Source organism: Shimwellia blattae DSM 4481 = NBRC 105725 (genome assembly GCF_000262305.1).
In the GTDB taxonomy this organism is placed as follows: Bacteria; Pseudomonadota; Gammaproteobacteria; order Enterobacterales; family Enterobacteriaceae; genus Shimwellia; species Shimwellia blattae.
Map to the genome: position 1 here is coordinate 67,150 of NC_017910.1, position 20,152 is coordinate 87,301.

Consider the following 20,152-nt stretch of genomic DNA (forward strand, 5'->3'; position numbering starts at 1 on the left):
ATTCCGTATCCCTGAAGGCTGTACACCGGTAAACAACGTCCGGAACAGGATTTCTGTGCGATACCATTATTACGTGCAGACAACATGGGGGATAGGCGGTTTGGCGGAAGACCACAGGAGTCGAACCTGCCCGGGACCGCTGGCGGCCCCAACTGGATTTGAAGTCCAGCCGCCTCACCGGAGACGACGATCTTCCTCAGAAAGTGCCCGCTATTATAGCGGTTTTAGTGGTATTTCCTACCCCTGTTATCACTTTCTGAAGACAACAGGGCGGCGCCCGTTTGCGGACGCCGCCCTGTCAGACCGGTTACTGCTTGTTGCCGCGCGTTAGCGGCGCGGGATATTGACCACCTGCCTGATACCCTCACCTTCAGGGGAGGAGTCCGGCGCGGCGAAAAAGTCGATATTAAAGTATGTATCGTCGGTCAGCAGTTCAATACGGTGCCAGTACCGGGGCGGGCTGATACCAAAATGCCCGGCCTCTATCACCACTTCAATTTCCGGCGTGGTGTCCTGCTCATTGCGAAAACCGATATATTTTACCGCCCCCTGCATCACGGACAGGCGCCCGTAGACCCCGGCTTTAGTGTTGTGGTGGGTCAGCAGGGCACCGGGTACGGTGGTTTTATTCCAGAACGGTGTGGAGCGGGTATGGCGGAAGTTTTCAGGGATAGTTATAGCCATGGTGGTCACCTCATTAAGTCGTCAGTCCATCAGGATCGCGCGCGGTACTGCAACGCTGTGTATCTGTAATAGTGCATATGCCGTGCCAGTTTTAAAAATCACTGATATTCATCTAGTTACGTTTTTTCCACTGCGCAGCAATGTCATATTGACTTCCCCTGTTTGTGTCAATATGACTGTCTGAGAGTCATATTGACCGTCAGACTGCTGGCTGGACTACCTTCACAGAATAAACCAAAAAAAGCCCCGCAAGGCGGGGCAAATCGTAAGGCTAAGTACCGGGCGGGCCCGGTAAGGCATGCGGCGCAGTCCGGCGCCGTTGAGGTTTTTCCGGTTATTCAGGCGGCGGTCGCCACATTCAGCTGTTTGAGCAGGGCGAAGCCTTGCTTCATTTCATCTTCGCTGACCACAAAGGCCCGCAGAATATTCTGTTCGTCATAGCCACGGGCCACCATACCGGCCGCGCCGCGCTGGATCTGCCATGACAAGTCCGTGCGCCGGGTATCCCCCGCCAGCTGGAGCGGCAGATCCGGGGTTTTGATTTTGACCAGCATGCCCGGTAGCTGCAGCGTGTGGTTATCACCCAGCAGATTTTTCGCCAGCGTCATCGCCCCCAGCAGGGCCGGCTGCAGGAAGGGCAGCACCTGGCCGTCCACTTCCGCACAGTCGCCCAGGGCGTAGATATCCGGCTGGCTGCTCTGTAACTGGCGGTTCACCACAATACCCCGGTTCACCGTAAGCCCCGCATGCTGCGCCAGGCCCGTATTCGGGCGCAGGCCAATGGCGGCCACCGCGATGCTGACATCCAGGGTACGGCCATTGCTCAGTGTGGCCTGAACCCCGTCGGCAGTACGGCGCAGTGCCTGTAACTGCTGGCCAAACAGCAGCTCCACCCCCTGCTGATGCAGATGGCTTTGCAGGCGGGCGCTGGTCTCTGGCGGCATCAGCGAGCCCAGCAGGCAGGGGCCGTTATCCACCACCACTACCTGCTTACCGGCCCGTGAGAAATCCATTGCCAGCTCGGTACCTATCAGCCCGCCCCCGAGGATAAGAACGCGCCCGGCGTCCCGCAGCCCGGATTCACAGGCGCGGTACTCGTCCTGGCTGTTCAGGGTCAGCAGCAGCTCGCGCCCGTCAACCGGGGGGCGCACTGCGCTGGCGCCGGTGGCCAGTACCAGCTTGTCATAGTGCCACTCACGGCGGCTGCTGCTGACCACATGGCGTTCGGGATCGATACCGGTGACCCACTCGCCGGGGAAGAGCTGCAGATGATACTGTTCGGCAAACTCGCCTGCGCTCTGGCGGACCATTTCGTCGGCGCTGACCCCCTGGCTTATCACATGGCTGAGGTCGGGCTTGTTGTACTCGTCCATGCTGTCTGCGGCAATCAGGGTTAGCGGCACCTCGCTGTTTTGCTTACGGATACTTTTGACCAGCTGGCGGGCGGCAAAGCCCGAGCCGATAATGACAATGCCATGCTCCATAACGCCCCCTTATTTCACCGGATCAAACACATCTTTGCCCATTGAGCATTCCGGGCAGAGAAAGTCGTCAGGCACATCGCTCCACGGGGTGCCGGGGGCCACATTCTGGGTCTCTTCGCCGGTGGCCGGATCGTAGATCCACATACAGACACTGCACTGCATTTTCGGGCCGAGATCGGCGTTGGCAGCAGGCCGGGCGGCTTCGGTACTGGCGCAACCGCAGGCACTCTGTGGGGCGGTCTCCGGCAGCGGAGAGAGCGCCCACTGGCGGGCGATTTCCCGGCCGTGTTCGCGGCAGGCGGCCAGGGTGTCGCTGTCCGGGCGCCATTTGGCTTTCAGGGAGATAGTGGTTTCGAACCCGGCATCCATCAGGCGGGTCTGGACCCGGTCAACGGCGCCGCCGTTCCAGCCGTAGCTCCCGAAGGCAGAGGCTTTTTTATTGCGAAAACGCAGGCCGGTAAGCTCTTCGAGTAAGCCTGCCACTTTCGGCATCATCACGTTATTCATGGTTGATGAGCCCACCAGAACCCCCTTAGAGCGGAAGGTGCTGGTGATAATGTCGTTTTTGTCGCTGCGCGCCACGTTGTAAATTTTCACCGCCACGCGAGGGTCAACTTCGGTAATCCCCTGGGCGATGGCGTCGGCCATCATCCGGGTGTTGTTCGACATGGTATCGTAGAAAATAGTAATGCGATCTTCCTGGTAGTCGGCCGCCCACTTCAGATACTGCTCAACAATTTGGGTCGGGTTGTCGCGCCATACCACCCCGTGGGAGGTCGCTATCATATCCACCGGCAGGTTGAAACCGAGGATCTCGGTAATTTTCGGGGTCACCAGGCGGCTGAACGGGGTCAGAATATTGGCGTAATAGCGCTGGCACTGATCAAACAGCTCCGTCTGGTCGACTTCGTCATTGAACAGGTGCTCGTCGCAGTAGTGCTGGCCAAAGGCGTCATTACTGAACAGCACCGCATCGCCAGTGATATAGGTCATCATGCTGTCCGGCCAGTGCAGCATCGGGGTTTCAACAAAAATCAGTTTCTTGCCGTTACCGATATCCAGGCTGTCGCCGGTTTTCACCACATTAAAATTCCACTCCGGGTGGTGGTGGTGGCCGTTAATGGAGTCGATGGCGTTGTTAGTGCAGTAAATCGGGGTATCGGGGATGTAAGACATCAGCTCGGTCAGGGCACCGGCGTGGTCTTCTTCCGCGTGGTTGATGATGATGTAGTCGATAGCGTTAAGGTCTATCTCGTCTTGCAGGTTGCGCACAAATTCCCGGCTGAATTTGTGGTCTACGGTGTCAATCAGGACATTTTTTTCTTCCCGGATCAGGTAGCTGTTATAGCTGCTGCCTTTCAGTGTTTTGTACTCGGTGCCGTGAAAATCACGCACTTCCCAGTCACGCTGACCAACCCAGTGAATGTTATTTTTAACCAGAATAGACATAGATACCTCAATAGCAAATGATCAATAAATGATGCTTAGCTAATACAGGAATCGTGCCAGTTTTTTAACTTAATGAAACTAAAGGAAAATAAAAATAATCGGTTCATTGTGATAGTCATTATGACTCTTGATGTGTAGGTCAAAAAGACATTGTCATTGTTAAAATGACTATTCCGGGGGCAGCAAACAGACAAGCCGTAAACGACAGGGCAGAGAAAAACACAAAAGGGAGATACACAGCAGAACGACACAGGAAGGAGAGTCCCCAACGGGGACCGCGAACGGTCCCCGTGGGGTTGCAGTAACACTCGCTCACCCGAGCGGGTGCACTTACAAGCCCATTGCTACATGGATTCGGGCGCATTATATGCCTGAATTCATCGGGTTACCAATACCCCGTGGGGGCCTTTTTTGTGCTTTTTTAAATTTAGGGGGCATTTACTGCCGCTTCGTTAAAAGGACTTATATAAATTCAATATAAATCAACAGGATAAAAAATTTCCGCGACGGCAGGTGATCTGTCTGAATTTATAAAAAAATGCCAAAAAAAAGGGCGGCAGCGCCACCCTGATGTATTGACTCGCACCACAAATGCAAGCGCGTCTTATTCCCCTTCGCCGGGGAACAGGAACGGGTTGATGGAGCTGCGGGCAAAGCCCTCCTGCTCCATGCGGGCATCCAGCACCAGGCTTGCCAGATCGTCGGCGACCGCCTCTACGTTCGGGTCCTTTTCCTGATAGAGGATCTTCAGGTAGGAGCCACAGTCACCGCAGCTTTCCGCCTTAATGGCGGACTGCTCGCTGTCCAGAGACCAGTAGTGCAGATCCCGGGTCTGTTCGCAGTTGCTGCATTTGACCCGGACCACATGCCACTCGGTCTCGCACAGATTACAGTGCAGGTAGCGCAGCCCCTGGGTGGTGCCTATCTGCACAATGCTGGAGACCGGCATACTGCCGCACACCGGGCAGAACTGGCGGTGTTCACCATATTCGGCCCGGGCTTTGCCGGGGATCTGGCTGGCCATTTGCGCCCAGTACAGGGAGAGCGCCGCCCAGATAAACGGGGCTTTGTCGCTGCTTATCTGGCTGAACTGCGCGTTGAACAGTGCGCTGGCCATCTCTTCAAGCTCCCGGGCGGAGGCTTTTTCCAGATTTTCGATCACCGCCAGCGCCTGGCCGCTCATTTCCGGCTTCAGCTCGGCAATCAGAGAGCGCAGCAGGGTGTGCCAGTGGTCGTCACGGGGCAGGGTGTGGAGATCCAGCGGTGGTGTCCCCTCGCTTGCGGCCCGGGCAATCCTCGCGGTGAGGTCTATCTCCAGCGGGTGGTCATAGAGCACCACCTCCTGGGCGTGGGCTATCAGTGCGGCAAAGCGCAGATAATCGCCCAGCGGGTTGCTGGTTGCCAGTTCACGCAGGCGCTCTGCCCGGCGGTGGTAAAGATTTTTCAGCCTGGGGAATAATAACGGCGGAATCATATCCGCCGTATGTTTGTCGCCCTTCTCCAGCTGGTCTTGCGGGATAATGCGAATACTCATTCAGATGATTTTTCCTGTTTCTGGCGGACTTCCCGATACCAGCGCGGGTGGTGTTTCTTCGCCCACGCAGCCGGTACCCAGCCTTCCACCATTGCGGTAATGGTGCCTTTCACCCAGAGGGCGGCGTAGATATGCACCATGATAACCACAATCAGCGCCACTGCGGCAAATGAATGCAGCATTAGCGCGACCCTGATCACCGGGATTGAGAAAGCCGGCGCGAAGTACGGCCGCCAGATAACGATCCCGCTTACCAGCAGCAGCACCAGCAGCAGAATAGCCGACCAGAAAACAAACTTCTGGCCAAGGTTATAGCGCCCGGTGTCGCCCACTTCCTCGTTAACGATGATCTTACGAATATTCTTCGCCCAGAAGATATCATCCTTATTGATTAGGTTGTGGTGCCAGTAGCGGAAGAACATGATGATAAATGAAGCAAACATCACCACCCCGACAAACGGGTGCAGAATGCGCGCCAGCTGCGGCGTGCCGAAGATTTGCATCAGCCAGTTGAAGGAGGGGAAGAAGAACCCCAGCCCGCTCACCGCCGCCAGCACAAAGCAAAAGGCGGTGATCCAGTGGTTGATTCGCTCCGGCGCCGTATAGCGCACGATGGTGTCACGTTTTCTCATTTGCGCACCTCGTCTTTTTCGTCATGGGGTTTGTCTTCCTCTTCGTCTGCGCGGTTAGGCCCGACACCGACATAATGGAAGACACTGGCGGCGAAGGTGGCCGCAAAACCAATGGCGGCCAGCGGTTTCCAGACCCCTTTCCAGAACTTCACGGTGGCGCTGATTTCCGGGTTTTCCGGCAGGCCGTGGTACAGATTCGGCTTGTCCGCGTGGTGCAGTACGTACATAACGTGGGTGCCGCCCACGCCCGCCGGATCGTACAGACCTGCGTTTTCGTAACCCCGGGTTTTCAGCTCGCTGACCCGCTCCCCGGCCAGGGTTTTCATGGCCTCTTTGGTGCCAAAATGGATGGCGCCGGTCGGGCAGGTTTTCACACAGGCTGGCTCCTGGCCCACTTCAACCCGGTCTACGCACAGGGTGCATTTGTAGACCCGGTTGTCTTCCGGGTTCAGGCGCGGCACGTCGAACGGGCAGCCGGCAATACAGTAGCCGCAGCCAATGCACTGCTCAGACTGAAAATCGACGATCCCGTTGGCATACTGGATAATTGCCCCTTCCGCCGGGCACGCCTTCAGGCAGCCCGGATCAGCACAGTGCATACAGCCATCCTTGCGGATAAGCCATTCCAGTTTGTCGTTCTGCTCCACTTCTGAAAAACGCATCACCGTCCAGGATTTCGCGGTCAGATCCGCAGGGTTGTCGTACACCCCCACGTTATTGCCCACTTCATCACGCAGGTCGTTCCATTCGGAACAGGCCACCTGGCAGGCTTTACAGCCAATGCAGGTGGTCACGTCAATCAGCTTCGCCACCTCTTCCTGATGATCCCGCGCACGGGGCGCGGGGGTGAAGCCGTTAGTGGCGGAACGGCGGATAATATCCTGAGATTGATAAGCCATAGTTCGCCTCCGTTACGCCTTTTCCACATTCACCAGGAACGCCTTGAACTCCGGCGTCTGGGTGTTCGCATCACCGACAAACGGTGTCAGGGTGTTGGCGATAAAGCCTTTCTTCGCCACCCCTTCGTAACCCCAGTGAATCGGAATACCGATGGTATCCACCTGTTTACCGTGCACATTCAGGGTGCGGATACGTTTGGTCACCACCGCCCGGGCTTTGATATAGCCACGGTTAGAGGAGACTTTCACCATATCGCCCTGAGCGATGCCCAGTTTACCGGCCAGCTTCTCGCCAATTTCCACAAACTGCTCTGGCTGGGCAATGGCGTTGAGTAACGCGTGCTTAGTCCAGTAGTGGAAGTGCTCCGTCAGGCGATATGTGGTGCCCACGTAGGGGAATTTATCCGCTTTGCCCATTGCTTCAAGGTCGCCCTTAAAGACGCGGGCTGCCGGGTTAGAGACCACGTTCGGGTGCAGCGGGTTGGTGCCCAGCGGCGTTTCGAACGGCTCGTAGTGTTCCGGGAACGGCCCTTCCGCCATCTTGTCGAGGGCGAACAGGCGGCCCATCCCTTCCGGCTGCATAATAAACGGCCCCACATCGGTGCCCGGTGCTGCGGCGCTGTAGTCCGGAATATCCACGCCGCCCCATTTGGCGCCGTCCCACTTGAGGAGCTGGCGTTTCGGATCCCACGGGTTGCCCTGTGGATCGGCCGAGGCGCGGTTATACAGAATGCGGCGGTTAAGCGGCCAGGCCCATGCCCACCCCAGGGTGTTACCCAGGCCAGATGGATCGGCGTTATCGCGCTTCGCCATCTGGTTGCCGTCTGGCGTCCAGCTGCCGGTGAAGATCCAGCAACCGCTGGTGGTGGTGCCGTCGTCACGCAGATGGGCAAAGGTGCTGAGCTGCTGGCCTTTTTTCGCCAGTACCGCGCCGGTGGCCGGGTCGGTAATGTCGGCCAGTGCCCGGCCGTTGCTCTCCTGGGCGACCTCTTCCGGGGCCGGGGCTTCCGGGGTGCTGTAGTTCCAGCTCATGTTCAGCACCTGCTCCGGGCAGGCTCCGCCTTCGGTGGCGTACATCTTTTTCAGCCGCAGGAACAGACCGGCCAGAATTTCCCCGTCGTTGCGTGCATCCCCGGGGGCGTCTGCCCCTTTCCAGTGCCACTGCAACCAGCGGCCGGAGTTAACGATAGAGCCGTTCTCCTCCGCAAAGCAGGTGGACGGCAGGCGGAATACCTCGGTCTGGATGGTGGACGAGTCCACATCGTTCTGCTCACCGTGGTTCTGCCAGAAGGTGGCGGTTTCGGTGTTCAGCGGGTCAATGGTGACCAGGAATTTCAGCTTCGACAGTGAGGCTATCACCTTGTTCTTGTTCGGGAACGAGGCCACCGGGTTAAAGCCCTGGCAGATATAGCCGTTCACTTTGCCCTGGTGCATCATTTCGAAGTATTGCAGGACGTCGTAGCCTTTGTCCCACTTCGGTAACCAGTCAAAGCCCCAGCTGTTTTCTGCGGTGGCTTTATCCCCGAAGAAGGCCTTCATCATGGAGACGAAGAATTTCGGGTAGTTACCCCAGTAGTTCACCTGGCCTTCCAGCAGCGGTTTGGGGGTGTTGGCGGCCAGATAGGTTTGCAGATCCGGCTGTTTTTCGCTGGGTAAAGTCAGATACCCGGGCAGGCTCTGGGAGAGCAGGCCAAGGTCAGTCAGCCCCTGAATGTTGGAGTGACCGCGCAGGGCGTTAACCCCGCCACCGGCCATCCCCATGTTGCCCAGCAGCAGCTGGATCATCGCCATGGTGCGGATGTTCTGGGCACCGATGGAGTGCTGGGTCCAGCCCAGGGCATACAGGAACGAGGTGGTCTTATCTTTGGCGCTGGTTTCGGCCAGATATTCACACACTTTGAGGAAATCGGCCTTTGGCGTGCCGCAGATGGTCTCGACCATTTCCGGCGTGTAGCGGGAGACGTGCTGTTTGAGCAGGTTCCAGACACAGCGCGGGTGGGCCAGGGTGGTGTCGCGTCTGGCGTGGCCGTTTTCGTCCAGCTCGTAGTTCCAGCTGGTCTTATCGTATTTGCGGTTTGCCGCGTCGTAGCCGGTGAACAGCCCGTCGTCAAAGCCGTAATCCTCACGCACGATCAGGCTGGCGTTGGTGTAGGCTTCCACATATTCGCGGTTAATTTTTTCGTTTGTCAGCAGGTAGAGGATAACCCCGGACAGGAACGCAATATCCGTACCGGAACGAATCGGGGTGTAGAAATCCGCCACAGACGCAGTACGGGTAAAGCGCGGATCAATAACGATAAGTTTAGCGCCGTTATGGATCTTGGCTTCCATGGCCCAGCGGAACCCGACCGGGTGTGCTTCGGCGGCGTTACCGCCCATCACCACGACAACGTCGGCGTTTTTAATATCTACCCAGTGGTTGGTCATCGCACCGCGACCAAATGTTGGAGCAAGACTTGCTACCGTTGGTCCGTGTCAGACACGCGCCTGGTTATCCACGGCAAGCATGCCGAGGGCGCGGGAAAATTTCTGGGTTAAATAGCCGGTTTCGTTACTTGAAGCAGACGCACACAGCATACCGGTGGAGAGCCAGCGGTTAACGGTGGTGCCTTGATCGTTTTGGGCAATGAAGTTGGCGTCCCGGTCGGCTTTCATCAGTTTTGCGATCCGGTCGAAGGCATCGTCCCAGCTGATATCCTGCCATTTGTCGGAGCCTGGTGCGCGGTACTGGGGTGTCTTCAGGCGGCTTTCTGAGTGGATAAAATCCACCAGACCTGCGCCTTTCGGGCACAATGCCCCGCGGTTTACCGGATGATCCGGATCCCCTTCGATATGGAAAATGGAGGCTTTCGCGTTTTTTGCACCGTCTCCGAGGCTGTACATCAGTAAGCCACAGCCTACGGAACAGTATGTGCAGGTGTTGCGGGTTTCACGGGTACGCAACAATTTATATTGCCGTGTTTCCGCAAGCGCGGTTGCCGGGGTAAAGCCCAGTGCCGCTGCTGTGGTTCCTGCCATACCGCCAGCGCAGATCTTAAAGAACTGCCTTCTGCTGACTTGCATGGGTTGCTCCTTGTCTCGACATATTGCTCATTGCTTTGCCCTGTTGTGCCGGGCTGACCAGTCACGCCAGGGGCGATTTATTCTGTTTTCCTTTGCACCAGACGGGGCAAGGGTTCAAAATCTGTTCAGAAACCCTCCATAACCGGAGGGGTAGTGCTAACAGAATACCATAATAGTGTTGTGGCTGTTCTCATTTGGTTAATATAATGTGAAGAATGTATCAACAGGTGAGCCGGAAAGTGCTCAAAGTGTCACAGGCGCACAGCCCTTTATGCTCTGGGATAAGCAGGATCTGGTGAATACCCACCAGGACTGGCTGGCAGAGGAAGTACCCGTGGCGCTGGTCTATAACGGCATTTCCCATGTGGTGATGATGGCATCGCCCAAAGATCTGCAGGCGTTCGCGCTGGGGTTTTCCCTGTCTGAGGGGATTATTGCCTCACCGGCGGATATCTACGGTATGGATGTGGTTCCCACCTGCAATAACGGGCTGGAGGTGCAAATTGAGCTCTCCAGCCGCCGGTTTATGGGGCTGAAGGAGCGCCGCCGCGCCCTGGCAGGCCGCACGGGGTGCGGGATCTGCGGGGTAGAGCAGCTGGATGACGTGGTGCGCCCGATCCCGTCACTGCCGTTTTCGCAGCAATTTTCCCTCAGCAAGCTGGATGCGGGTATTGAATCCCTGCGTGGCTACCAGCCGGTGGGGCAGCTTACCGGGTGTACCCATGTGGCCGTCTGGCTGGATGAACAGGGCCAGGTGAGCGGGGGCTATGAAGATGTTGGCCGCCACGTGGCGCTGGACAAGCTGCTGGGGCAGCGCAGCCTGGCAGGCTGGTCCGACGGGGCGGCGCTGGTCTCCAGCAGGGCCAGCTATGAAATGGTCCAGAAGGCCGCCATGTGCGGGGTGGAGATCCTGTTTGCGGTATCTGCGGCCACGACCCTTGCCGTTGAAGTGGCGCGCCGCTGTAATCTCACGCTGGTGGGTTTTTGCCGCCCGGGCCGGGCGATGGTCTACACCCACCCGCAGCGTTTACTTCCCTGATACGCCCTTTCCCGGGCAGATAAAACGCACGTTTTATCCCCTTCGTCGCCAGTGATCATTTCGTGTCACTGGCGATTTTTAGCTCTAAACCCTGATAATAACGCTGGTTAATGGGTTTTTATCCTGCTTTTAACATTTGCGCGGTTATTAATCAGAATATTATCTCTTGTTCAGATTATTTGATTGTGTGAAGCAAACTATTCCACTATTCCTGAGTGTGATCTGGATCTACTATTTATCTCAACAAAGGCACAGCGCCTTTCCCGGAACAGACAAACGCAGGAGACAGACCATGAAAACTATCAAAACTTTTGTTGCTGCCATCGCCCTTACCGCTGCTTTCGGCGCTTTTGCAGGCCAGACAGTCACCGCCACTGATTCAACCCTCGACGGTGCGGAAGCAAAAATCGCGGCTAAAGCAGAAGCGGCCGGTGCCTCTGCTTATAAAATCACTGAAGCCTACACCGGTAACCAGGTACATATGACGGCGGTACTGACCAAATAAGCCAGACTGTCCCTGTGTAAAAAGCGCCTGCGGGCGCTTTTTTAATGGATGCCCGCCAGGCGCAGCAGCGCGGTCACAACGGCGGCAGCAATGATAACCAGGATAAGCGGCGCTTTGCGCCAGGCCAGCAGCAGCGCCACCGCCACCCCGGACACCCGGGCGGCACCGGCAAAATGGCCATCTTCATAGAGCGCGGCGCTGAGCGCGACCGCAAACAGCAGTGTGGTGGCCGCGTCGGACAGTAGTGCCCGGGCGTGCTCAGAAAGAGCCAGCTTGCTGCCCAGTTTTACCCCGCCAAAGCGCATCAGATAAGTGCCCACAGACAGCAGCGCAATACCGCTCAGAATTAATCCGTTACTGGCCATTATTTTTTCCTCAGCGCTAAGCCAAACAAAGAGATCAGAACCGGTAATCCCACCGGCAGCAGGGGCACAGTCCCCAGGGCCAGCAGTGCGCCGCCACTGGCGCGAATACAGGTGGTTTTATGGCGTAGCGCGGGCAGTACCAGCGCCAGCAAAATGGCCGGGAAGACAGCATCCAGCCCGATGGCTTCGGCCGAAGGCAGCAACCGGCCCGCCACACTCCCCAGCACCGCCCCCAGCGGCCAGCAGATGGCGACCCCCATTCCGCACAGCCAGTAAGCGGCTCTGCGCTGGGCCGGGGTATGCTGGGAGAGGCCAAATACCACGCTCTCATCGTTCATGATATGGCAGCCCAGCAGGCCGCTGGCGCCTTTGCCCACCAGATCACGCACGTTCACACCAAACGGAATATGGCGCGCATTTACCAGTAGCCCGGCCGCTGCCGCCGCGAGAGGGTGCCCGCCGCTGGCCACAATGCCGATAAACATAAACTCTGATGCACCGGCCAGAACAAATAACGACAACATAAACGGCACCCAGAGCGGGAAGCCATAGGCGGCCGCCAGGGAGCCGTAAGAAGCGCCAGTAATGGCGATGGCCAGGGCGACCAGGGCAATGGCCTTTACCGTGGCGGCTGGCAAACAGGAAAATGGAGATGTGGACATAAGAGTTTCACCATATCGAACGATGTTCCATTATAATGAACATAACCAGAGTGTTTATCAAGACGAACGAATCGTTCATTATAGCGAACGTTCCGTGAACGCATTGATAATCTTAGTGGATAAAAGCCGGGAGATGTCATGGCACAGCCGATTGCCTTAATTGCCAGAAGCCTGGTGCGCGAGCGTACCCGGGCCGGGTTGTCCCTTGGGGAGGTGGCGCGCCGCGCCGGGATTGCCAAATCCACCCTGTCTCAGCTGGAGGGAGGCAACGGAAACCCGAGCCTTGAAACCCTGTGGTCACTGTGTGTTGCGCTGGACATCCCTTTTGCCCGCCTGCTGGAGCCCCAGGCACCTGCCACCCAGGTTATCCGCCGGGGAGAGGGCACCAAAGTGGTGGCCGGGCAGGCCAATTACGAGGCCATTTTGCTGGCCGCATGCCCGCCGGGGGCACGGCGCGATATCTACCTGCTGCTCACCCAGCCCGGGGCGGATCGCGAATCACAGCCGCATCCGCCGGGCTCCGTGGAGCATATTATCGTTACCCGCGGCCGGGCGCTGGTGGGGCTTATCAGCGCACCGGAAGAGCTGGGGGAGGGGGACTATATTTGCTACCCGGCCGATCAGGCGCATCTGTTTAAAGCGCTGGAGCCGGATACCACGGCACTACTGGTGGCGGAGCAGAATTAGCGGTGGGTCCGGGTAACCGGTGGCAGTGTGCTGCGAGCAGGATTCAGGAAATAAAGTGTTCACATTGTCACCACTACTGCACTAAGATAGGCTGTTTCCATGTTGGAAACATGGAGCGCAGGATGCATATTATATCAAGAGCGCCGTTCGATACCGCGACCAAAATATTCCCTAATCAGGCTGCTGCACTTGATGATCTTTACCGGGTTCTGAAACGTGAGAATTATCGCTCACCGGATGAGATGAGAATGCAATTTCCCAGCCTGGACCGGATGAAGCTCCGGGAAAAATGGTGGGTTATTGATGTGGGTGGTGGTCAGCTAAGGGTGATGTTCTTTGCTGATTTTGAACGGGGAAAGTTGTTCATCAAGCATATTTCTACCCATGCTGAATACGACAAGCTGACGGACTATTACCGGAGGAACAAAGAGTGAGTTACGCAGAAGCCATTAAAACTGCGCAAGCGCTGGCAACCATGTTCCCGCTGCTTGGGGGAAGCACCTCCCGTAAAGATTATGAAGACGCTTTGCGGATGGTGGAGTATCTGGTCGAACATGAGCCGGATAGCCCGCTGATTGATATGCTGGCCGCCAGGATAGAGAAATACGAGGATGAAGCTCCTGAATTCGCCGAGTTTAACGCGCGCATTGCCAGCGTTCCGGCGGGAGTATCGGTACTCAGGGTTATCATGGATCAGTATCATTTAACGCAGAGTGATTTCGAGCAGGAGATTGGTAAAAAATCCCTGGTTAGCCGTATTTTGAGTGGTCAGCGTTCCCTGACCCTTGCGCATATCAAAGCGCTGGCCGCGCGCTTTCATATTAAGCCTGAGCTGTTCCTCTGAATTATCCATTCACCCGGCAGACCCTTCTGCCGGGTGATAATGACGGGTCCTGAAGCCGTTATTCCAGGTAAAACACCGGCTTCAGTTCCGCACTGCGCGGGCTGTTATCCGGGTTGGTGGGCATCACCTCGCGCATATACGCCCACCAGCGCTGGCAGACGTCCGTTTGCGCTATCGCGTTCCAGCGCTCTTCTGATTCCACCTCCACCGTGGCAAACAGCAGGTGGCGCTCCGCGTCGAGATAAATCCCGTAGTGATGGGCACCGTGCTGTTTCAGCACCGCTTCCAGCTCCGGCCAGATGGGCGAATGGCGGCGCTGATACTCCTGGTGAGCGCCGGGGTTCACCTGCATCACAAAGGCTTTACGGATCAGGGTATTCTGGCTCACAGGGCCTCCAGATACAGGGCGTGCACGTCGTCACGGCTGGCGGTACGCGGGTTACACGGTGCGCAGGGATCTGCCAGGGCTTTATCCAGCCAGCCTTCAATATCCTGCCGGGTGATGCCCAGTGCGGCAAAACCGGCCGGGATCCCCACCCGGGCGGAAAGCGTACGGATGGCGTGAATGGCCGCAAGGCTTGCCTGCTCTTCGTCCATATCACGGGTATCAACCCCCAGCGCACTGGCGATCCGGGCAAAGCGGGCGGGCGCAGACGGGCGGTTAAAGTGTTCAACCACCGGCAGCAGGATAGCGTTACACACCCCGTGTGGCAGGTTGTGGGTGGCCCCTGGCTGGTGGGCCAGGGCGTGAACCAGCCCGAGACCGGCGCTGTTAAATGCCATTCCCGCCAGATACTGGGCACAGGCCATCATCTCTCTGGCCTTCAGGTTGTGGCCGTTATCCACCGCCTCCGGTAGCCACTGGCCAATCAGGCGGATGGCTTCCAGGGCGTTCGGATCGGTAAGCGTATGGGCCCCGGTGGAGACATAGGCTTCAATGGCGTGGGTGAGTGCGTCCATCCCGGTGGCGGCGGTGACCGCAGGCGGGATCGCCAGCATAACGCTTGCGTCATCCACGGCAATATCCGGAATGATATTGCTGTCGATAATCACCTCTTTGACCTGGCGTTCGCTGTCGGTAATCACGGCGTTGCTGGTCATCTCGGCGGCAGTACCGGCAGTGGTGTTGATCGCCACCAGGTGAACCCCCGGATGGGTGACATGGCCAACACCCGAATACCGGGTAGAGGGCCCCGGATTGGCGGTGAGAATTTTAATCGCCTTGGCGGTGTCTATCGGGCTGCCGCCACCAAAGGCGATGATATAGTCGCACTGGTTATCCTGCCAGGCCTGGAACCCCTGCTGCACCAGGGCTTCGGTCGGGTTCGGGAATACCGAATCAAACAGGTGCCAGTCCATATTGTGCCCGGCCAGGGCGCTGAACAGGCTGTCCAGCAGGCCCAGTTTCACCAGCTGGCCATCGGTCACAATCAGGGCCTTGCCCCACTGTTTGCCGGAAACCAGTTTCACCATATCGCCGATAGCGCCCGTCCCGTGCAGGCTGATTTTGGGTAGAGCAAGGGTAAAGCTCATGAGTATCTCCTTGTGTCCGGGCCGGTTACAGGGCCAGCGCGCCCGCCAGCGGGGTTACACCAAAGCGTGCCGCCAGGGCGGCCAGCTCCTCCCGGGAGATGGTCTGCTTCATGCCGCCCATCGACAGCACCTTCACCAGGATCTCGGCAGATTTTTCCGCGGTATCGATAAGCCCGAAGGCCTCATCAAGGGTCGGGCCGCTGCCGAACACCCCGTGAAATGGCCATAACACCAGGGCGTGCTTGTCCATCTCCCGGGCGGTGGTCTGGCCAATATCATCAGTACCCGGCACCATCCACGGCAAAATACCTACCCCGTCCGGGAAGACCACCAGGCATTCGGTGCTGCCTTCCCACAGTTTGCGGGTGATAAGGTTGGTGTCGTTTTCCAGCACATAGGTCAGGGCTATCAGGTTGGTGGCGTGACAGTGCATGATCACGCGATCTTTACCGCCGGTGGCCCTGATGCGGGCGCAGTGAGATAAAAAATGGGCCGGTAATTCCGAGGTTGGCAGGGCATCCCCCTCCAGCCCCCAGAGGATGTGATACCCGGCGCCGTCACGGTCAACCCGGACCACGCCAATATTGGCGGCGGTTTCCAGCGCCACATTGCGGAAGAACTTACCCGAACCGGTAACAATAAACGGCGTACCGGCCAGTTCCGGCATCGGCTGGCTGAGCGGGATATAGCGCGGCGTGGCGTGGAAGTCGGCAGTGTAAGGGGCGATGTCGTCTTCATCCAGGCGCAGGGTCAGGTTGCCGCCGTTGCGCTCGTCCCAGCCTTTTAACCAGGCGTCGGAAGTGGCTTTGATCATGCCCTGGACAAACCAGGCATCGAGAATCTGTTGCATTGTCTGTTACCCCGTTAAGCCGGGCAGTGTGCCCGGCAGAGTGATAGTGGTGGTGGCGTTTAGCCGCGCTGGCTGAGGATGCTTTGCTCGTAGTGGCGCACTGTGGTCAGCCACTCGCTGCCTGCCGGAACGTCGTGGCGCTGGCAGTACATCTCCCACACCGCCTGCCAGGGCAGGGATTTTTGCTCTTCCAGCAGTGCCAGGCGGGCAGTGTAGTCCCCGGCGGCCTCCAGCTGGCGTAACTGGTCCGTTGGCTCCAGCAGGGCGCGCAGCAGGGCTTTTTTCATATTGCGGGTGCCGATAACCCAGGCGGCAATCCGGTTGATGGAAGCATCAAAGAAATCCAGGCCGATATGTACCCGCCCGAACAGGTCATGGCGCACGATCTCGCTGGCGATAGCCTGGGTTTCGTCATCCAGCAGGACCACGTGGTCGCTGTCCCAGCGTACCGGGCGGCTCACATGCAGCAGCAGGCGCGGCACATAGAGCATGGCGGCGGAAATTTTGTCGGAAATCACCTCGGTGGGGTGGAAGTGGCCCGCATCCAGGCACAAGGCGGTCTGGCGGCTGGTGGCATACCCCATGTAAAACTCGTTTGAGCCCACGGTGTAGCTTTCTGCGCCAATGCCGAACAGCTTGCTTTCTACTGCGTCAATATGGTGTGCCGGGTTCAGCTTTTCGCTTATCACCTCATCCAGGGCGGCGGCCAGGCGCTGGCGCGGCGCCAGGCGATCGACGGTAATGTCTTTCATGCCGTCCGGGATCCAGATATTCATCACAGACGGGGTGCCCAGCTGTTCACCGAAGTAGGCAGAAATCCGGCGGCTGGCCTTGCAGTGATCTATCCAGAACTGGCGGATTTCCGGGTCCGCGTGGGAGAGGGTAAACCCGTCGGCACTCAGGGGGTGCGAGAAGCACGACGGGTTAAAGTCCAGCCCCAGCTGGTGGGTTTTGGCCCACTCTACCCAGTTTTTAAAGTGCTCCGGTTTGATCTTATCCCGGGATACCGGCGTTTCAGACTCCAGATAGATAGCGTGCAGGTTAAGGCGCTTTGGCCCCGGGATCAGGCTCAGCGCCTGTTCCAGATCGGCCCGCAGCTCCTCTGCATTACGCGCCTTGCCCGGGTAGTTACCGGTGGCCTGGATCCCGCCGGTCAGATTGCCCTGCGGGTTTTCAAAACCGGCCACGTCGTCACCCTGCCAGCAGTGCATGGATACCGGCAGGCGGTCCAGCTGTTGCAGGGCGTGTTCGACATCAATGCCTGCGGCGGCAAAACGCTGTTTAGCCAGTTGCCAGGCCTGTTCAAGTTGAGTAGTCATGCGCAAAGCTCCTTTGTGTGGCGGTTTTGCTGCGAGCGGGCAACAAAACGGGCAAGGTTGCCAGTCGGATCAGGGGTATAGGTGATGAGGTGATGGTTGTTGCGCACCACCTGGCGGAACGCGTCCACGTCCCGCAGTAAATCTCGGGCCATCAGCTGAATGCCGATATTGCCAAGGGTGGAGGCCTCCACCGGGCCCGCCAGTACCGGGATCCCGCAGGCATCGGCACATAGCTGGTTGAGCAGGGTATTCTGGCTGCCACCGCCCACAATATGCAGGTGGGTGAACGGGCGGCCGCGCAGGGCGGAGAGCTCCTCAAGCACCGTGGCGTACAGCAGCGCCAGGCTGTCAAAAATACAGCGCGCCAGTTCGGCCGCGGTTTGCGGCACCGGCTGGCCGCTTTCCCGGCAGGCGGCCTGAATTTCCGCGCTCATGCTCTCCGGGTTGATAAACCGGTCGTCATTCGGGTGAATGGTGTAGCGGCAGGCGGGGATCTGGCGGGCCTGCTCTATCAGCCGGGGGACATCGCTTATCTGCTGCTCAGCGCAGACCCGCTGCAACAGCCACAGGCCCATAATGTTTTTCAGCACCCGGTAGCGCCCCTCGGCCCCGCCTTCATTGGTGATATTGGCCGCCAGCGCCCGGGGGCTGGTATACGGGGTCTGGCTTTCAAAGCCCATCAGCGACCAGGTCCCGGAAGAGAGATACGCGGCCTGGTCATCCTGTAGCGGGGCGGCAATCACCGCGCTGGCCGTATCGTGGGTGGCAACGGAAACCACCGGAATACGGTTGTGCTGCGGGCAGATCCAGTGGCCGATAACATTGCCCGGGTGGGTGGGTGTGCCAAACCAGCGGCGCGGTACGCCCGCCCAGGCCAGCAGGGTGTCATCCCAGTCGTCGCTGTTAATATTCACCAGTTGGGTGGTGGTGGCGTTGGTATATTCCCAGTTCATGGTGCCGGTTAACCGGTAGCATAAATAGTCCGGTATCAGCAGCAGATGGGCGACGCGCGCCAGCAATTCTGGCTGCTGCTCACGCAGGGCGCGCAGCTGGTAGAGGGTATTAAACGGCAGAAACTGGATCCCGGTGCGCTGGTAAATCGCGTCGCGGCCCAGGGCCTGGCAGGCCTGCTCCTGTATACCCCGGGTGCGGTTATCCCGGTAGGCCACCGGCAGGCCAACCCGGTTGCCCTGCGCATCCAGCAGGACAAAGTCCACGCCCCAGGTATCAATGCCGATACTATCGATCAGGATGCCCTCATCACAGATTCTGGCCAGGCCAAGGCGGATATGGTGCTCCAGGTTATCCACATCCCAGGTCTCCTGGTTCTCAACCCGGTGCAGGCCATTGGCGAAGCGGTGAATCTCCCGCAGGGTAAGGTTGCCGGTGGTTGTCTCATAGCGGGCCAGCATTACGCGGCCGCTGGAGGCACCTAAATCAACAGCAACACAGTGGTGAACAGTCATGACGGGCTCCTTGCGAAAATCACTGGTTGCCAGTCTAGGAGCCTGCCCGGGTGTTCACCTTCGTACTAATGACAGCCCGTAAACGGGGCTGGCAGGAAACCAAAGATAAGCGTGAGTCGCTTCACAAATTGCCGCGCAGGGGCGGAAATCGCCCGGTGTGACAGCCGCCGCATTTCGCGATATTTCCCGCCATATCTTGAATAACCTGCAGCTTTTGCCCCGTTTGGTGTCGAAACTTTAAGGCCGTAACCGGGTTGCTTCTCTAGTATCGAAGGACATTTCCGCAGGAGGGGGTAACAGCAATGACACAGTTACACGGGTTTGATTTCTTCCCGGCGGGCGGTGGCAGCGTGGCAATAGAGCCGCGCCAGCCCCAGACCCGGTTTCCTGAACATGACCATGATTTCTATGAAATTGTTATTGTTGAGCACGGCACCGGCACCCATATTTTTAACGGCCAGCCCTACACCCTGAGCGGCGGCTCCGTGTGCTTTGTGCGTGACCATGACCGGCACCTGTATGAACACACCGACAATCTGTGCCTGATCAACGTACTGTACCGCTCGCCGCACGGGTTCAGCTTTTTATCCGGGCTGGATAAGCTGCTCCCCCAGGAGCAGAACGGGAGCTACCCGTCTCACTGGCGCATCAGCCCGGCGATTTTGCAGCAGGTGTGCGGCCTGGCCCGGCAGCTGGAGCAGGATGGCACCGGGAGCGATCCCCACGGCATTGCCCGGCGTGAAATCCTGTTTATGCAGCTGCTGCTGTTGCTGCGCCAGGGCAACCAGGCCGATGCGGCCAGCAATAACGGGGGGCTTAACCAGCTGCTGGGCTGGCTGGAGGAGCACTACGCAGAGGAGATCTGCTGGGACAGCCTGGCCGACGATTTCTCCCTCTCCTTACGGACACTGCACCGCCAGTTAAAACAGCGCACCGGGCTGACGCCCCAGCGTTTTCTGAACCGCCTGCGGCTGGGGAAAGCGCACCACCTGTTGCGCCATAGTGAAGACAGCGTCACGGATATTGCTTTTCGCTGCGGTTTTGGCGACAGCAACCACTTTTCGACCCTGTTTAAGCGCGAATTTAGCTGGTCCCCCCGGGATGTGCGCCAGGGGCGCGACCGCACCCTGCAATAGC

General features: G+C 58.2%; 20 protein-coding genes and 1 tRNA gene. 6 read left to right on the forward strand and 15 right to left on the reverse strand.

Translation table 11 applies throughout. The features are described from left to right. Positions 1 to 101: 101 nt before the first annotated feature. From EBL_RS20410 to fdnG, 8 genes are all read right to left on the reverse strand, one after another. A tRNA-Sec gene (locus tag EBL_RS20410) sits at positions 102 to 196 on the reverse strand. Positions 197 to 327: 131 nt separating this feature from the next. Next, positions 328 to 684 (reverse strand): TehB family protein, encoded by a 357-nt coding sequence (locus EBL_RS00280; protein WP_002440769.1) that lies wholly within the window; start codon positions 682 to 684, stop codon positions 328 to 330. Between the two features lie 338 nt (positions 685 to 1,022). After that, complete coding sequence (gene norW, locus EBL_RS00285) at positions 1,023 to 2,168, reverse strand: NADH:flavorubredoxin reductase NorW (protein ID WP_002440768.1); 1,146 nt, start codon at positions 2,166 to 2,168, stop codon at positions 1,023 to 1,025. Between the two features lie 9 nt (positions 2,169 to 2,177). Continuing rightward, positions 2,178 to 3,617 carry an anaerobic nitric oxide reductase flavorubredoxin gene (gene norV, locus EBL_RS00290; RefSeq protein ID WP_002440767.1) on the reverse strand — a complete coding sequence of 480 codons (1,440 nt, stop codon included), beginning with the start codon at positions 3,615 to 3,617 and terminating at the stop codon, positions 2,178 to 2,180. 604 nt (positions 3,618 to 4,221) lie between these two features. Continuing rightward, a complete protein-coding gene (fdhE, locus tag EBL_RS00295; RefSeq protein ID WP_002440765.1) occupies positions 4,222 to 5,151 on the reverse strand; it encodes a formate dehydrogenase accessory protein FdhE in 930 nt (309 codons plus the stop codon). Continuing rightward, entirely contained in the window at positions 5,148 to 5,783 is a 636-nt protein-coding gene (fdoI, locus tag EBL_RS00300) for a formate dehydrogenase cytochrome b556 subunit (RefSeq protein WP_002440763.1), read from the reverse strand. The genes fdhE and fdoI overlap by 4 nt, the downstream gene beginning before the upstream one ends. After that, the gene (fdxH, locus tag EBL_RS00305; RefSeq protein ID WP_002440761.1) at positions 5,780 to 6,682 is read right to left on the reverse strand and encodes a formate dehydrogenase subunit beta; all 903 of its coding nucleotides are present in this window, start codon (positions 6,680 to 6,682) and stop codon (positions 5,780 to 5,782) included. Before fdxH ends, fdoI begins: the two co-directional genes overlap by 4 nt. A gap of 12 nt (positions 6,683 to 6,694) precedes the next feature. Then, complete coding sequence (gene fdnG, locus EBL_RS00310) at positions 6,695 to 9,745, reverse strand: formate dehydrogenase-N subunit alpha (protein ID WP_002440760.1); 3,051 nt, start codon at positions 9,743 to 9,745, stop codon at positions 6,695 to 6,697. Between the two features lie 208 nt (positions 9,746 to 9,953). Between fdnG and fdhD the strand changes: the two genes are divergently transcribed. Both fdhD and EBL_RS00325 read left to right on the forward strand, forming a co-directional pair. Next, a complete protein-coding gene (gene fdhD / locus EBL_RS00320; protein ID WP_002440759.1) occupies positions 9,954 to 10,784 on the forward strand; it encodes a formate dehydrogenase accessory sulfurtransferase FdhD in 831 nt (276 codons plus the stop codon). A gap of 292 nt (positions 10,785 to 11,076) precedes the next feature. Beyond that, complete coding sequence (locus EBL_RS00325) at positions 11,077 to 11,289, forward strand: YdgH/BhsA/McbA-like domain containing protein (RefSeq protein ID WP_002440757.1); 213 nt, start codon at positions 11,077 to 11,079, stop codon at positions 11,287 to 11,289. A 41-nt stretch (positions 11,290 to 11,330) separates the two neighbouring features. Here EBL_RS00325 and EBL_RS00330 read toward each other — a convergent pair whose 3' ends face one another. Together EBL_RS00330 and EBL_RS00335 are read right to left on the reverse strand one after the other, a co-directional pair. After that, the gene (locus tag EBL_RS00330) at positions 11,331 to 11,654 is read right to left on the reverse strand and encodes an AzlD domain-containing protein (protein ID WP_002440756.1); all 324 of its coding nucleotides are present in this window, start codon (positions 11,652 to 11,654) and stop codon (positions 11,331 to 11,333) included. After that, a complete protein-coding gene (locus EBL_RS00335; RefSeq protein WP_002440754.1) occupies positions 11,654 to 12,316 on the reverse strand; it encodes an AzlC family ABC transporter permease in 663 nt (220 codons plus the stop codon). The genes EBL_RS00330 and EBL_RS00335 overlap by 1 nt, the downstream gene beginning before the upstream one ends. Positions 12,317 to 12,454: 138 nt before the next feature. Here EBL_RS00335 and EBL_RS00340 point away from each other — a divergent pair, with 138 nt between their 5' ends. The 3 genes from EBL_RS00340 (at position 12,455) to EBL_RS00350 (ending at position 13,847) form a co-directional block, all read left to right on the forward strand. Beyond that, complete coding sequence (locus tag EBL_RS00340) at positions 12,455 to 13,003, forward strand: helix-turn-helix domain-containing protein (protein ID WP_002440753.1); 549 nt, start codon at positions 12,455 to 12,457, stop codon at positions 13,001 to 13,003. A 122-nt stretch (positions 13,004 to 13,125) separates the two neighbouring features. Next, positions 13,126 to 13,437, forward strand: coding sequence for a type II toxin-antitoxin system HigB family toxin (locus EBL_RS00345; protein ID WP_002440752.1), 312 nt, complete (start codon positions 13,126 to 13,128; stop codon positions 13,435 to 13,437). Further along, on the forward strand, positions 13,434 to 13,847 hold the full coding sequence (locus EBL_RS00350) for a helix-turn-helix domain-containing protein (RefSeq protein WP_002440751.1): 414 nt from the start codon (positions 13,434 to 13,436) through the stop codon (positions 13,845 to 13,847). Before EBL_RS00345 ends, EBL_RS00350 begins: the two co-directional genes overlap by 4 nt. 58 nt (positions 13,848 to 13,905) lie before the next feature. Here EBL_RS00350 and rhaM read toward each other — a convergent pair whose 3' ends face one another. Genes rhaM through rhaB form a run of 5 tightly spaced genes read right to left on the reverse strand, consistent with a single transcriptional unit; the run spans position 13,906 to position 19,015 of the window. Continuing rightward, positions 13,906 to 14,220, reverse strand: coding sequence for an L-rhamnose mutarotase (gene rhaM / locus EBL_RS00355; RefSeq protein WP_034920130.1), 315 nt, complete (start codon positions 14,218 to 14,220; stop codon positions 13,906 to 13,908). An 11-nt stretch (positions 14,221 to 14,231) separates the two neighbouring features. After that, entirely contained in the window at positions 14,232 to 15,380 is a 1,149-nt protein-coding gene (gene fucO / locus EBL_RS00360; protein WP_002440748.1) for a lactaldehyde reductase, read from the reverse strand. Positions 15,381 to 15,405: 25 nt separating this feature from the next. After that, a complete protein-coding gene (rhaD, locus tag EBL_RS00365; protein ID WP_002440747.1) occupies positions 15,406 to 16,230 on the reverse strand; it encodes a rhamnulose-1-phosphate aldolase in 825 nt (274 codons plus the stop codon). 59 nt (positions 16,231 to 16,289) lie between these two features. Then, the gene (gene rhaA, locus EBL_RS00370) at positions 16,290 to 17,549 is read right to left on the reverse strand and encodes an L-rhamnose isomerase (protein WP_002440746.1); all 1,260 of its coding nucleotides are present in this window, start codon (positions 17,547 to 17,549) and stop codon (positions 16,290 to 16,292) included. Continuing rightward, positions 17,546 to 19,015, reverse strand: coding sequence for a rhamnulokinase (gene rhaB / locus EBL_RS00375; RefSeq protein WP_002440744.1), 1,470 nt, complete (start codon positions 19,013 to 19,015; stop codon positions 17,546 to 17,548). The genes rhaA and rhaB overlap by 4 nt, the downstream gene beginning before the upstream one ends. Positions 19,016 to 19,317: 302 nt before the next feature. Here rhaB and rhaS point away from each other — a divergent pair, with 302 nt between their 5' ends. Continuing rightward, entirely contained in the window at positions 19,318 to 20,151 is an 834-nt protein-coding gene (rhaS, locus tag EBL_RS00380; RefSeq protein WP_002440743.1) for an HTH-type transcriptional activator RhaS, read from the forward strand. The last annotated feature ends 1 nt before the right edge of the window (position 20,152 follow it).